Origin of the sequence: Pseudoalteromonas sp. MQS005 (assembly GCF_001661605.1) — a bacterium.
In the GTDB taxonomy this organism is placed as follows: Bacteria; Pseudomonadota; Gammaproteobacteria; order Enterobacterales; family Alteromonadaceae; genus Pseudoalteromonas; species Pseudoalteromonas tetraodonis.
Window position 1 is genome coordinate 1 of the sequence record NZ_LYRQ01000079.1, and the last position, 13,928, is coordinate 13,928.

At 39.0% G+C, this 13,928-nt stretch carries 17 protein-coding genes; 15 read left to right on the forward strand and 2 right to left on the reverse strand.

Annotation, left to right across the window (positions count from 1 at the left end; genetic code table 11):
- Positions 1-98: 98 nt before the first annotated feature.
- From A9479_RS18410 to A9479_RS18480, 15 genes are all read left to right on the forward strand, one after another.
- Positions 99-377: a hypothetical protein gene (locus tag A9479_RS18410; RefSeq protein WP_064664220.1), complete on the forward strand. Its 279-nt coding sequence runs from the start codon at positions 99-101 to the stop codon at positions 375-377.
- Between the two features lie 228 nt (positions 378-605).
- A complete protein-coding gene (locus tag A9479_RS18415) occupies positions 606-1,184 on the forward strand; it encodes an LON peptidase substrate-binding domain-containing protein (protein WP_064664228.1) in 579 nt (192 codons plus the stop codon).
- Positions 1,185-1,254: 70 nt separating this feature from the next.
- Positions 1,255-1,878, forward strand: coding sequence for a sigma-70 family RNA polymerase sigma factor (locus A9479_RS18420; RefSeq protein WP_013463253.1), 624 nt, complete (start codon positions 1,255-1,257; stop codon positions 1,876-1,878).
- Positions 1,871-2,536 (forward strand): ChrR family anti-sigma-E factor, encoded by a 666-nt coding sequence (locus tag A9479_RS18425; protein WP_064664221.1) that lies wholly within the window; start codon positions 1,871-1,873, stop codon positions 2,534-2,536. Before A9479_RS18420 ends, A9479_RS18425 begins: the two co-directional genes overlap by 8 nt.
- An 8-nt stretch (positions 2,537-2,544) precedes the next feature.
- Positions 2,545-3,498: a DUF523 and DUF1722 domain-containing protein gene (locus A9479_RS18430; protein WP_028834794.1), complete on the forward strand. Its 954-nt coding sequence runs from the start codon at positions 2,545-2,547 to the stop codon at positions 3,496-3,498.
- Complete coding sequence (gene phrB, locus A9479_RS18435; RefSeq protein WP_064664222.1) at positions 3,498-4,892, forward strand: deoxyribodipyrimidine photo-lyase; 1,395 nt, start codon at positions 3,498-3,500, stop codon at positions 4,890-4,892. Before A9479_RS18430 ends, phrB begins: the two co-directional genes overlap by 1 nt.
- Before the next feature lies 1 nt (position 4,893).
- On the forward strand, positions 4,894-5,322 hold the full coding sequence (locus tag A9479_RS18440; RefSeq protein WP_013463257.1) for a nuclear transport factor 2 family protein: 429 nt from the start codon (positions 4,894-4,896) through the stop codon (positions 5,320-5,322).
- A 2-nt stretch (positions 5,323-5,324) separates the two neighbouring features.
- Positions 5,325-6,035, forward strand: coding sequence for an SDR family NAD(P)-dependent oxidoreductase (locus tag A9479_RS18445; protein ID WP_058156005.1), 711 nt, complete (start codon positions 5,325-5,327; stop codon positions 6,033-6,035).
- Positions 6,032-7,285 (forward strand): NAD(P)/FAD-dependent oxidoreductase, encoded by a 1,254-nt coding sequence (locus A9479_RS18450; protein ID WP_064664223.1) that lies wholly within the window; start codon positions 6,032-6,034, stop codon positions 7,283-7,285. Before A9479_RS18445 ends, A9479_RS18450 begins: the two co-directional genes overlap by 4 nt.
- Entirely contained in the window at positions 7,278-8,015 is a 738-nt protein-coding gene (locus A9479_RS18455) for a DUF1365 domain-containing protein (protein WP_064664224.1), read from the forward strand. The genes A9479_RS18450 and A9479_RS18455 overlap by 8 nt, the downstream gene beginning before the upstream one ends.
- Positions 8,016-8,069: 54 nt before the next feature.
- Positions 8,070-9,332: a cyclopropane-fatty-acyl-phospholipid synthase family protein gene (locus tag A9479_RS18460; protein WP_024600867.1), complete on the forward strand. Its 1,263-nt coding sequence runs from the start codon at positions 8,070-8,072 to the stop codon at positions 9,330-9,332.
- The gene (locus tag A9479_RS18465) at positions 9,310-9,810 is read left to right on the forward strand and encodes a DUF2878 domain-containing protein (protein WP_064664225.1); all 501 of its coding nucleotides are present in this window, start codon (positions 9,310-9,312) and stop codon (positions 9,808-9,810) included. Before A9479_RS18460 ends, A9479_RS18465 begins: the two co-directional genes overlap by 23 nt.
- A gap of 30 nt (positions 9,811-9,840) precedes the next feature.
- Positions 9,841-10,329, forward strand: a complete 489-nt coding sequence (locus tag A9479_RS18470; protein ID WP_064664226.1) for a chalcone isomerase family protein — start codon at positions 9,841-9,843, stop codon at positions 10,327-10,329.
- Position 10,330: 1 nt separating this feature from the next.
- A complete protein-coding gene (locus A9479_RS18475) occupies positions 10,331-10,870 on the forward strand; it encodes a DUF3833 domain-containing protein (RefSeq protein ID WP_064664227.1) in 540 nt (179 codons plus the stop codon).
- Between the two features lie 208 nt (positions 10,871-11,078).
- Positions 11,079-11,354 (forward strand): HU family DNA-binding protein, encoded by a 276-nt coding sequence (locus A9479_RS18480; RefSeq protein ID WP_008112559.1) that lies wholly within the window; start codon positions 11,079-11,081, stop codon positions 11,352-11,354.
- Between the two features lie 65 nt (positions 11,355-11,419).
- Here A9479_RS18480 and ilvN read toward each other — a convergent pair whose 3' ends face one another.
- Positions 11,420-11,920, reverse strand: a complete 501-nt coding sequence (gene ilvN / locus A9479_RS18485) for an acetolactate synthase small subunit (RefSeq protein ID WP_013463265.1) — start codon at positions 11,918-11,920, stop codon at positions 11,420-11,422.
- The gene (locus A9479_RS18490) at positions 11,920-13,644 is read right to left on the reverse strand and encodes an acetolactate synthase 3 large subunit (protein WP_013463266.1); all 1,725 of its coding nucleotides are present in this window, start codon (positions 13,642-13,644) and stop codon (positions 11,920-11,922) included. Before A9479_RS18490 ends, ilvN begins: the two co-directional genes overlap by 1 nt.
- Positions 13,645-13,928: the final 284 nt, after the last annotated feature.

A 13,928-nucleotide genomic window follows, 5' to 3' on the forward strand; every position in this document is an offset into this window, starting at 1 on the left:
ATCTTTATAAAACAAAGGTTTATTGATTTTTTTCTTTATGGCACAGCCCTTGATTGTATCTTGGTGTATTAACCAATAAACAAACAAGGAATAACATTATGAAAACTTCAATTAACATGACACTGGCTAGTTTACTTTTATTAGGTTCATCTCAAGTACATGCAACAGAGGTCGATTTAGATATTACAGATATGTTGACTAAAACGGTGACGACTTATGTATCACAAGCAACCCATGAACTTGAACAGTCAGTAAAAGAAGCTGTTTCTTTTAATGCCCAAGCTATTTTAGATGGTTTACTACAAACCAACCCAGTTGTTGATAATAGTGGCATTGATGAAAAGCAACTTGTAGTAAAAACACAAAAAAAGCAATAAAAATAGGGAATAAGTGATGAACAGCGAGTTCGAATTGTTAGCCCTGATGTTGGCGCCAGTGGCAAGTGTACTGAGTGTTTATTACATCGCTTACATGATAAAAAATGTGGGAACGAGGTTTAATTAGCGAATGCACTTACACGGTAAAACAATCGATGTAACTAAAGCTGATCGACTTCAATAGAGCGCACGTAAATAAAGGCAGAGTGTTTGAAAGAAGTAGACTTTATGAAACGTGCGATTTTCCCATTACCGATTTTTATATTACCTGAAGGCTATACGCGATTACGTATATTTGAGCCTCGTTATTTGACGATGGTTAAAAACGCATTAAAAACAAACAGCGGTTTTGTACTTTGCACCTTCGAACACTACACACCATTTAATATAAGCGCCCAAGGGTGTTTAATGGATATTATTGATTTCGACCAAGACGAAAGCGGTATGCTGTTGATTGATGTTTTTGCATCAAAAAGTGTGCAACTAGATAACGTGTACCAAGACGAACAGGAGTTACGCCATGGCGAGGTCTCTGCGTGCAATACACCTTATTGGTACAACAGCAGTAACCATGACATTGGTGAACATCAACTACTTCAAGTGGCACTAGAAGAAGTATTCTCTAATAACCCACAGCTACAGTCTCTTTATAAACATACCCAGTTTAATCAACTTACTTGGGTTGTTGCCAGATGGCTTGAGCTTCTCCCTATTTCTATTGAGAAAAAACAACAACTTGCATTTGAAACTAATTTTGATAACTTGCTGAATTTCCTCCATACTGTGATTAATAACGAATTTGCCTAAAATAATTTTGATCCGCTTATAATCTTAGCTCGTAATGGTACTTACAAAAGCTATAACGGGACATTTTACTATGGTAAGTCAACAACAAACATTACGTTGTGAACCTAACACAGGTAAGTATACTGCCATGCCAGAAACGCCAAGTACTGAACTCAGGGAAGCATTAGTTAATGTAGCCCAATCTCGTGATAAAAAATCCTTCGCGTACTTGTTTGAATATTTTGCACCAAAGATCAAACGCTTTGGCATTAAGCAGTTTGGTGTAGAAGCCCAAGCAATGGAGTTGGTGCAAGAAACGCTCACTTCAGTGTGGCGAAAAGCTCATTTGTACAACAGCGACAAAGGCGCAGCCACTACGTGGGTTTATACGGTAATGCGTAATGCGTCTTTTGATATGCTTCGAAAAATGAAAAGCAACAAAGAAGAAAATATCAGCGAAGACATCTGGCCGTTATTGAATGAATCAGAAGATACACATCACGAATACAGTGACCACCTTGAAGATAAACAAATTAAGCGCTACCTAGATAAACTGCCACAAGCACAAAGAGAAGTGGTACGCGGTGTTTACTTTCAAGATATGTCGCAAGAGCAGCTTGCTCAACAATTAAACATTCCAGTAGGCACGGTAAAATCACGATTACGTTTAGCCTTGCAGAAATTACGTAATGAAATGGGAGATCAGCATGATTAAACATCACCCGAGTGAATCACTACTGACACAATACTGTGCAGCAACACTTCCCGCATCACTAAGCTTAGCCGTATCTATTCATGTAGATATGTGCCCAATATGCCAAGCTGAGGTTGAAAAACTCGAGGCAAGTAATGCAAAAGCAGTGTTTAGTGACAACATGAATGTTAATAACGATGAGCAAAGCGACGATATAGCGGACTCAGGGTTGCTTGAATTAATCACGTCAGACGATTCGATTGATGAAGTTTATGCCGTTGAACCTGTTACTATTGAAGTGAATGACTATAATTACAGCTTACCAAGAGCATTAACACGTATTTCTCATAGCAAATTTACACAAGTAGGTAAGCTTGCTCGTTCACGTATAGCGCTTGACGATGGGCATTTGCGCTCGAGTTTATTGCACATAGACGCAGGCGGTGAAATTCCTGAGCATACACATACAGGTTTTGAAGTTACGCTTCTTCTTGATGGCGAATTTACAGATGAAGAAGGCAGTTATGTACCAGGTGATTTTATTTGGCAAGATGGCCGTCATAAACATACTCCTTTAACAAAAGAGGGATGTTTGTGCTTTACTGTTGTTAGTAGTGCGTTACATTTCAATAAAGGACTTAGCAAGTTGCTTAATCCAATTGGCAGCTTGATTTATTAAGAGAATCTATGCAAACAGATACAATAAAAATAGGTATTAGCGCCTGCTTAGCAGGCGAAAAGGTAAGGTTTGACAGCGGCCACAAAAAATCTAACTTTTGTATGGAAGAGCTGGCAAAACATGTTGAATATAAAATGTATTGTCCTGAGGTTGCGGTTGGCTTACCTATACCGCGCCCGACAATTCGTCAAGTAAGAACTGCTGATACTATTAAAGTGTGTCGTCCAGATGGTACAGGTGATGTTGGCCCTCAGCTAACAGAATACGGCAAAAAAATAGCCACAGAGCAAGCTGGTCATTTAAGTGGTTTTGTTTTTTGTGCTAAAAGCCCGAGTTGCGGCATGGAGCGCGTTAAAATTTACAATGAAGCAGGAACCGGTAACACCTCTGAAGGGATTGGTTTTTTTGCAGAACAAATCATGAAACACAACCCATTACTGCCCTGTGAAGAAAACGGTCGCTTGAACGACGTTCATTTACGCGAAAATTTTGTTATGCGTGTTTATACATTATATAACTGGCAGCAGTTGGTGAAAGAACCCATTACAGTTCATCGGTTAACTCAGTTTCACGCGCAATACAAATACTTGTTGATGGCTCATAACTATCAAGCTTACCGTGACTTAGGCCACTTGCTTGGTACTTATTTAGGTGATGATATAAACGCATTAGCTGATGAGTATATTCTCGGTTTAATGACAGCGTTGAAACGTCCAGCGTCAAGAAAAAACAACTCAAACACCTTAATGCACTTGCAAGGTTACTTCAAAAAAGATTTATCGAAAATCGAAAAAGAAGAAATGCGAGATGCAATAGACGAATATCGCCAAGGGTTGGTACCGCTTTATGTACCACTAACCTTGCTTAAGCATCACTTAAAGGTTCATCCTAATGAATATTTAAGCAAGCAAATATACTTTAACCCTTATCCTAATGAATTAAAGTTACGTTACGGTTTGTAATGAATACACTATTTTGGTTTAGGCGCGATTTGCGCCTTTTTTCAAACGAAGCGCTTATTGAAGCGTTAAATAATGGTGCTAAACACACCATTTTTTTTGTGTGCGAAAAACAATGGGCACAGCATAACACTGCACCAATTCAAATTGATTTGCTAAAACGCAGAGTCAGTTATATCCGTGAAAAATTAGCTGAGTATGGCATTAATTTACACGTGATAGAGGTTCCTTATTTCACAGACTGCCAAACTAAGCTTCTCGAATTTTGTCAGCAGTATGAGATTAAACACATATTAGCCAATAAAGAATATGAACTTAATGAGTTTAATAGAGATAAAGCGATTCAAGCGCAATGCGATCAACAGCAAATAACATTTACTTTATACGAAGGTGACATCATTGCACCTGTTGGCAGTGTACGCACACAAAACAATGAAATGTATAAAGTGTTCACGCCCTTTAAGCGGGCGTGGTTAAAACAGTATCAAGATACTCACTTTAGCTTGGCGCCGTGGCCATTATCTTCAAACCCTATTGATATTGAATCGTGTGAATTACTCAGCAGTGATGACAGTTCAAAAAAATGGCCGGTTGATGACGACACTTTAGCGAATGTGGTCGATAATTTTATCCATGATAAATTAGCAAGTTATGATGATGTACGCGATATACCCAGTGTAAAAGGAACCTCGGGTTTAAGCCCATATTTAGCATTAGGGGTTGTTAGCAGTAAGCAGTTAATGGTCAACATACAACAGCAGTATCCAGATATTTTGACTACCTCAAAAAGTAAAACCTTTACGTGGGTGAACGAGCTGATTTGGCGTGAATTTTATAAACACCTCATTGCCGAATTTCCTAAATTATCGCGCGGTGCTAATTTCAACGAAAAGTACGATAGTGTTGTTTGGCGTGATAATGAGGCTGAGTTTAAGCTTTGGTGTGAAGGCCGCACTGGCTATCCACTTGTTGATGCTGCCATGCAACAGCTATTGCAAACTGGTTGGATGCACAACCGTTTGCGAATGGTAGTGGCAAGTTTCTTAACTAAACATCTTTTAATCGACTGGCGTAAGGGCGAGCAGTTTTTTATGCAGCACCTTATTGATGGTGATTTAGCCTCGAATAATGGCGGCTGGCAATGGGCGGCAAGTACAGGCTGTGATGCACAGCCTTATTTTAGAGTGTTTAACCCTATTACTCAAAGTGAACGCTTTGATCCAAGTGGTCAATTTATTCGTAAATATCTGCCTGAATTAGAAAAAGTCCCAGATAAACACATTCATTTTCCTCATACCTATTTAGCAGCAACGGGGCAAAGTGAACACTGTTACTGGCCGGCAATTGTTGATCATAAAGCAGCACGAGCTAGGGCTTTAGATGCATTTAAGGTGTGATATGGATAACCAATTATCAGTCGATAAATTTGTAGAAATATATCAAAAGCTTGATAAAAATAACCTTGAGTTATTAACCGAAATTTATGCAAAAAATATACAATTTATAGATCCGCTGCACGAAATTAATGGTCTAGAAGATTTAAGGCGTTATTTTTGTGGTTTATACAGTAATGTTAAGGATTGTCGATTTGACATAACCGATTCATTTACCAACGATAATAACGCATTTGTGTATTGGACAATGTATTACTCTCACCCAAAACTGAATGCCGGTAAAACCATCACAGTGCAAGGGCACAGCAAGTTGGTATTTGAAGGCGACAAGATTGTAAAACATCGAGATTACTTTAATGCTGGTGAGCTGTTATACAAGCATATCCCATTACTAGGTAATATCATTAATTTTATTGATAAAAGGGCTGGTTAACTATGATTACCCTTATTACAGGTGCAACGTCGGGTATTGGTGAGAAACTTGCTATTAAGTATGCTGAGCAGGGTGATACAGTCATTGCGTGTGGACGAAATACGCAAAAGCTCGCTGAACTTGCCAAACATAACAACATAGAAACCTGCCAGTTTGATGCAACCAATTTGCAAGATATAAAAGCTGCCACTCTCGGCTACCCACAATTTGATCGCGTAATTCTTAATGCTGGCAACTGCGAGTATGTTGACGATGCACGTAATTTTGATAGCGCCTTATTTGAGCGCGTTATTAACGTTAACTTGTTATCAATGGGTTACTGCTTAGAGGCGCTTTTACCAAAAATAGTCTCTGGCGGGCAATTAGTAATGGTTAGTTCAAGTGTTACTTATTTACCATTACCACGTTCAGAAGCCTACGGTGCATCAAAGGCAGGCGTTAGTTATTTAGCTAAGAGCCTAGCGATAGATTTAACCGATGTTGATGTGACATTAGTACACCCTGGTTTTGTAAAAACCCCTTTAACTGATAAAAATGATTTCCCTATGCCGATGGCTGTTACAGCCGAAAAAGCGGCTGACTATATAATAAAAGGCGTCGCTAAACGCCGCAAAGAAGTTCATTTCCCCTATCGTTTTACACTTATACTTAAAGCATTGCGAATATTGCCACTTTCGCTTTGGCTTAAAATTGCAAAAGGATTAACCCGTTGAAAAAAATAGCAATAATTGGGACTGGCGTATCAGGTTTAACCTGCGGACATTTACTGCACAAGCATTACGATGTCACATTATTTGAAAAAAATGATTATATTGGTGGTCACACCGCAACTGTAGATGTAGAGCACAGCGGTATTAATTACGCGGTAGATACGGGGTTTATTGTATTTAATGATAGAACGTACCCTTATTTTGAAAAGTTGCTTGAACGCATTGGTGTAAAACGTAAACCGACACAAATGAGTTTTAGTGTGCATAACGAAGCAACCGGCTTTGAATACAATGGGCATACATTTAGTAGTTTATTTGCTCAGCGCAGAAATATAGTTAGACCTAAATTTTGGCGTTTATTGTATGACATCGTGCGTTTTAATAAGTTATGTAAGGCTTTGCACGCAAAAGGTCACTACACAGAGCAATCACTAGGTCAATTATTACAACAACATCGTTTTAATGATTTCTTTAAATACCACTACATTTTACCTATGGGTGCTGCCATTTGGTCTACTAGCATTAAAGAAATGGAAAATGTAGGGGTTGAGTTTTTTGTAAAGTTTTTCTTTAACCATGGTTTGCTAGACATTACTAATAGACCTCAATGGTACGTTATTCCCGGTGGCTCGCGAGAATACATTAAGCCTTTAATTGCCGGTTTTGCCGACAACATAAAACTTAACAGTCACATTAAGTCTGTCACTAGAAACGCAGAAGGCGTAACAATTACCTTTGCAGATGATCAGCAAGCACAGTTTGATAAAGTCATTTTTGCCTGTCACTCTGATCAAGCTTTAGCTTTGCTTGGCGATCCTTGTGAGCAAGAAACCACTGTTTTGGGTGCTATCCCGTACACAGAAAATTCAGTAGTACTTCACACTGATGAATCATTATTACCGGATAGAAAAGCCGCATGGGCAAGTTGGAATTATTTGCTCAATAACAATACCGATAAAGCGGCGGTGGTTACGTATCAAATGAATATACTGCAAGGGATCAAATCAGATACACAGTTCTGCGTTACCTTGAACCACTTAGAAGGTATTAATCAGAGTAAAATTTTACGTGAATTTACCTATCATCATCCGGTATTTAATCAATCATCTATTGCCGCTCAACAGCAAAAGCATACCGTTGATGGACAAAATAACACGTACTTTTGCGGAGCGTATTGGTACAACGGTTTTCATGAGGATGGTGTGCGCAGCGCCGTTGATGTGGCCAAGCAACTTGGAGTAGAGTTTGACTAATGCAGTGTATTTAGGCGATGTTAAACATCGCCGTTTTGCTGTTAAACACCACGCGTTTAATTACCCGCTTTATATGATGTGGGTTGACTTAAATAACATCGAAGCACTTAACGGGGTACATAAACAACTTGGTACCACAGGATTTAAGGCTTTAAAATTTAAACAGTCTGATTATTTGAAAGGATTGGCGAATACTGACAATAACCCCATTGTAGAGCGTGCTCACGCTCAGTTAGCTGCGCTAGGGGTTACAGAAAAGTTCAGTCATGTTTATATGTTAGGGCAGTTACGCTGCTTGGGTATTTACTTTAGCCCCGTTAATTTTTATTTTTTTGGCCATGACGATAATCAATTTAGCTACATGGTCGCTGAGGTGAGTAATACCCCATGGAATGAGCGACATTACTACTTGGTTCCACTACAAAAAAAAGTGAACTTTAAGAAAGTTTTTTCCGTATCACCTTTCATGAACTTAGATATGAACTACCATTGGACTGTCCGGCAAAAGCAAGACAATATACTGATACGTATAGAAAATAAGCGTGATGACGATTTACTTTTTGACGCATCACTAAGGTTACAGCGTCAAACACTGAGCTGTGAACAAATGAATAAATTGCTTAAGCGTTTTCCAGCAATGACATGGTCTATTTTCAAAGGTATTTATTACCAAGCGTTTAAACTATTTGTTAAAAAAGTCCCATTTTTAGGTCATTCAGGTAGATCATAATTTTTTATTAATTTATGTTGTTTAACAAGTAATAACAATAATATAGGTAAGTGTATGGAAAAGGTATCGAGCTTACGCGTTCAAGAACGCACAAGTTGGTTTACTAACTTATACAAGAAGTTAGTATTCAAAGCGTTCTCGTCTATTGAAACAGGCCAAATAGTGCTTGTAGACAATAATCAGCAGTCTGTATTTGGCGATATGTCATCAGAGCTTAAAGTAACGGTAACCGTTAATGATACTGCTATGTATAAAGCATTTGCGCTCTCGGGAAGTATTGGCGCGGGAGAATCTTACATATTAGGGCAGTGGCAGTGTGATAACTTAACTCGGTTGATAGAAATTTTTGCAATTAACCAAGACCAACTAGACGCATTTGAAAAGAAATTCGCTTTTTTTAGTAACATTGCTCATCGTATAAACCACATTAAAAATAAAAACTCTCACTCGGGCTCTAAAAAGAATATTGTTGCACACTACGACTTAGGCAATGACTTATACGAGTCTTTTTTAAGCAAAGAAATGCTTTATTCAAGTGCCGTATACCCAAGTAAAGACGCCACCCTCGAGCAAGCACAGCAATACAAACTACAGCGTATTTGTGAACAAGTCGAGTTACAACAAGGCGACACTGTCATTGAAATTGGTACAGGTTGGGGAGCATTTGCAATTTATGCGGCTACTCACTACGACTGCCATGTAACAACCACTACCATCTCTGATGAACAGCACGATTATGTTGCAAATAAAATTAAAGAGCTTGGGCTTGAAAACAAAATAACCTTGCTCAAACAAGATTACCGTTTACTAACCGGTAAATACGATAAGCTAGTATCAATTGAGATGATAGAGGCGGTTGGTCATGAGTACTTGCCTAGTTTTTTCACTCAGTGCGGTCAGCTATTAAAAGACGACGGTGCTATGCTTATTCAAGCAATTACAATTAGCGATCAGCGTTACCAGCATTATTTAAAAAATTCTGACTTTATTCAGCAGTATATTTTTCCTGGTGGGTGTTTGCCTTCGCTCAACGAAATGAGTGAGCAAATAAAAAATCATACCGATATGAATATCCACACAGTTAGCGATATTGGTGCTCACTACGCAAGAACCCTTGCTGATTGGCGAGATCGTTTCATTGCAAGTTGGCCAAACCTCGATAGTAATAAATTTGATGAGCGATTTTATCGTTTATGGCTATTTTACTTTGCTTATTGCGAGGGCGCATTTAGAACACGCGCAACAAGTACCGTGCATTTAATGGCACGCAAACCCCGTTTTACGAGTAGTAATGATGAGATTGCACTCGCTTATTAATTTTGTACTGTTTCAAGTAGTGTGGTTTTTATGCCTACTGCTTGAACAGCATTCAATTGTCTATTCAACAGTAGTCATTGCATTAATGTTTTATTTGTCAGCGCAAAAAAAACAGGATGCTTTTTTGCTTCTAAAGTGCTTACCACTAGCCTTACTAGGTGAATTTATCGCGGTTAAGTTCGGTCTGATTGAATTTAAAGTAGCGCCATTTCCGCTTTGGTTAGTGTTTTTATGGGCTGCTTTATTGCTATGTATTAACACCTCAATGTCGTTTTTAACAACCCTCAAACCTTGGCAAGCGTTTATTGTATGTTTAGCGTTTGCACCAGGAAGTTATTGGGCGGGGGCGCGATTCGACGTGTTAGAACTTGGCTTGCCGCTATGGCAATTTTGGCCTTTATACGGTGCTTTATGGGCTGCAACGTTTAGCGTTATTTTATTTATTAACGGTAAAATTGGCGCGTTTATTAAGCAATAAAACAATTGTATTTACTGCTTGGAGCTGATTATGAAAACGCTTTTAAATTTAGTACTAATTTATGCCCTGTTTAACCATGCTGCTTATGCTGATACTCAGTTTAACAAAGTGGGCGAGGCACGTATGGAATACCTTTTTTGGGATGTTTATGATGCAACGCTTTTTACTCCCTCTGGATCTTATAGTCCCAAGCAAGCGTCGGTTAAATTTACTTTAACTTACCTGCGCGACTTTGATGCTAAAGACATTGTAAAAGCCACTAAAGAGCAATGGCAACATTTAGGTAAATCACAATTATCAGCTCGCTATGCAGATAAATTATTAGCCATATGGCCAGACATTAAAAAGGGTGAATCGTTAACCTTGCTGACCGATCAGCAAGGACACAGTATTTTCTTTCACAATGACAATGAAATAGGCCGCATAGAAGACACCACTTTTGCCGATGACTTCTTAGCTATTTGGCTAAGTGAGAACACCTCAGAACCATCGATTAGAAATCAACTTTTAGGGATTTAATATGATTAATCTAAAACGTATAAAAGTAACTTTGCTGCTTGTAGTAAGCTTCTTTATTGCAAGTTGTTCAGCGCCGAGTGTAGAGCATTACAAAGGCTCAGAACCTAATTTCGATTTTAAGACTTTTTTTAGCGGCGATTTAAAAGCCTACGGTGTTGTACAAGACTTTAAAGGCGAATTAACCCGAAAGCTTGTTGTAGACTTGAGCGCTACTTGGGATGGCAACCAAGGCGTTATTGAGGAAGACTTCGTTTATGATGACGGCGAAACCCAAAAACGTATTTGGAAAATAACCTTAAACGACGACAACACGTTAACCGGTAATGCTTCTGATGTTTTAGGCACGGCCACAGGCAAAAGTGAAGGCAGTGTTTTTCATTGGAACTACAATGTAGAAATTCCTTACGATGGCAGCACTTTTGAAGTTAACTTTGATGATTGGATGTATTTAGTCACCAACACGCGCTTGATAAACCGCACATCTATTGTTAAGTTTGGCGTTGAGGTCGGGGAAGTGACCTTAGTAATAGAAAAAATATAGCGACTCATCACAGTGCATAGCTGCACTATATTTGTGCTTAAATTAAGTTTTTGTTAACCCAACTCGCTGTATTTTACAGTGAATTATTATAATTTTACTAATTTTTTAGTATTTTAGATAAAAAACGTAATTTGCTGTTGCTAACTCTTCGAAAATGCATAAAGATAGGATTTGCGAAGGCAAAATAATAACGAATAGGAATCTAATAATGAACAAAGCTCAACTAGTTGAAAAAATCTCTACTGACGCAGAAATCTCTAAAGCAGCCGCTACACGTGCACTTGATGCATTCACAGGCGCTGTAACTTCTTCACTAAAAGAAGGCAACTCTGTTGCATTAGTTGGTTTTGGTACTTTTTCAGTTAAAGAACGTGCTGCTCGCACAGGTCGTAACCCACAAACAGGTGCAGAAATCCAAATTTCAGCAGCGACTATTCCAAGCTTTAAACCAGGTAAAGGTCTTAAAGACCAAGTAAACCTATAAGGTTTAGGTTTATAAAAATAATAAAAGGGCTATTAAGCCCTTTTTTTTTGCCGTAAATTTAACGCTTATTTAGCTTTAAGCGCCTTATCTCCGCGACCAATGCCGACCGCGCCAGAGCGAACCACTTCTATAATGTCTGTTTCATGACGTAAGGTATCTAAAAACGACTCTATTTTATCGGTACTGCTTACCAATTGTAAGCTGTAACTTTGACGCCCCATATCTAAAATAGCGCCCTGAAATACATCTACAACCCGTGTTACAGCAGCTCGCGTAGCTTCATCTTGAGCAAATACTTTTACTAGTAACAGTTCGCGCTCTATGTGGCTCATTTCGGTTAAATCAATCACCTTAAGTACATCGACCAGTTTATTTACCTGTTTGGTGATTTGCTCAACAATTCTATCATCGCCTTTAGTGGTGACAGTAATACGCGAGAGTGACTCATCATCAGTGGTTCCAACAGTTAAACTATCAATATTGTAAGCTCGTTGAGAAAAAAGCCCCACTATACGTGATAACGCACCGGGTTCATTTTCTAATAATATAGATAATATACGACGCATTATGCCTTTACTCCTTTTCTTAACCACATCTCATCTATGCCACCGTGCTTAATTTGCATCGGGTAAACATGTTCTTTTTCGTCTACTAAAATATCTAAAAACACTAATCTATCGGTTATCGACATGGCTTTGTCTATTGCCGGCTGTAATTCATCCAGTGTATTGACTCGTATTCCTACATGGCCGTAACTTTCTACAAGTTTTACAAAGTCAGGAAGTGATTCCATATATGAAGATGAGTGTCTGCCGCCATAAATCATATCTTGCCATTGTCTAACCATACCTAGTGAACGGTTATTTAACGAGATCACTTTTACCGCTAAGTTGTATTGTAAACAAGTAGAAAGCTCTTGAATGTTCATTTGAATAGAGCCATCGCCAGTCACACATAAAGACTCTTTATCCGGAAAGGCGAGCTTAACCCCCATAGCTGCTGGTAAGCCAAAGCCCATGGTGCCTAAGCCACCTGAGTTGATCCACTGACGAGGGTGCTTAAATGGGTAATACTGCGCTGCAAACATTTGGTGTTGGCCCACATCTGAACTGACATAAGCATCACCATTAGTCGCTTTATAAATAGCCTCTATAACTGCTTGAGGCTTAATTTTATCGCCATCGGTATTGTAGTTTAAGCATTTTTGTTCGCGCCAACTGATCACCTGTCGCCACCAATCTTCTTGTGCACTGCGGTCTATTTTTATTGGGCTTTTATCTATAGCAGTTTGTAACTGTTCAAGTACCGTGGCTAAACAGCCAACAACCGGAATATGTGCTTTTATGGTTTTGGAAATTGAAGTCGGATCGACATCTACATGCACGATAGTGGCATTAGGGCAAAACTTTTGTACGTTATTGGTAACCCGATCATCGAATCGTGCGCCAAGGGCTAAAATAACATCAGCATTGGCCATGGCTTTATTTGCTTCTAATGTACCGTGCATACCCAACATACCAATAAAGTTAGGGTGAATGCCTGATATACCGCCTAGTCCCATTAGGGTATTGGTAATAGGGGCATTAAGCGATTCGACTAAGTGGGTTAGTTGCTCTGATGTATTTGAAAGCACAATTCCGCCACCAGAATAAATAACCAGCTTTTTCGCTTCTAAAATAGCAGTAACGGCCTTACGAATTTGTTTAGAGTGACCCTTGGTATTAGGGTTGTAGGTTCTGAGTTCTGTTGCCGCTGGAAAGTTGTAAGCAAAGGTTAGCTCAGGGTTAAGCATGTCTTTAGGAAGTTCAACGACAACTGGGCCTGGGCGACCTGAGCTGGCAATATAAAAGGCTTTAGCAAGAATATTGGGAATTTCACTAGCGCTTCTACAATTAAAGCTATGCTTTACAATCGGACGAGAGCAGCCAACAATATCCGTTTCTTGAAACGCGTCATCGCCAATTAAGTTGGTTGGCACTTGACCTGATAACACCACCATCGGAATAGAATCCATATACGCAGTTGCTATGCCTGTTACACAGTTTGTTGCCCCTGGTCCAGAAGTGGCAAGTACAACACCGACTTCACCGGTTGCTCTTGCGTAACCATCGGCCATGTGTGTGGCGGCCTGTTCGTGACGGACTAAAATATGTTCAATATCATCTTGCTGAAATAGCGCATCATATAAGTCTAATACTGAGCCACCGGGGTAACCGAATATATACTTAACGTTTAACTCTTTTAATGACTTAACAACCAATTCAGAGCCATTATATTCTTGTTTACTCATCCTCATTCCTCTGTTGACTGATTTATGCAAAAAAAAACCCCCGCGTAGTGCGAGGGTTTTAAAAAGCATATTTCACCTTTTAATACATCCCCGCTGGGCTTATCACTAAGACCAGTACGAGTAAGACTAAAAGACGAAATTGTGTGTTCATGATGTTTTGCTCTTTAAAATAAAATGCTGTTTAAATTACAATTTTTGTATGTGGTTATTTTTAAGGCTTTTGCGCGCTCATGTCAACCCAAAACTAAAGTTTTTGGATTAAAAATTCACTTTTATATCTTTTT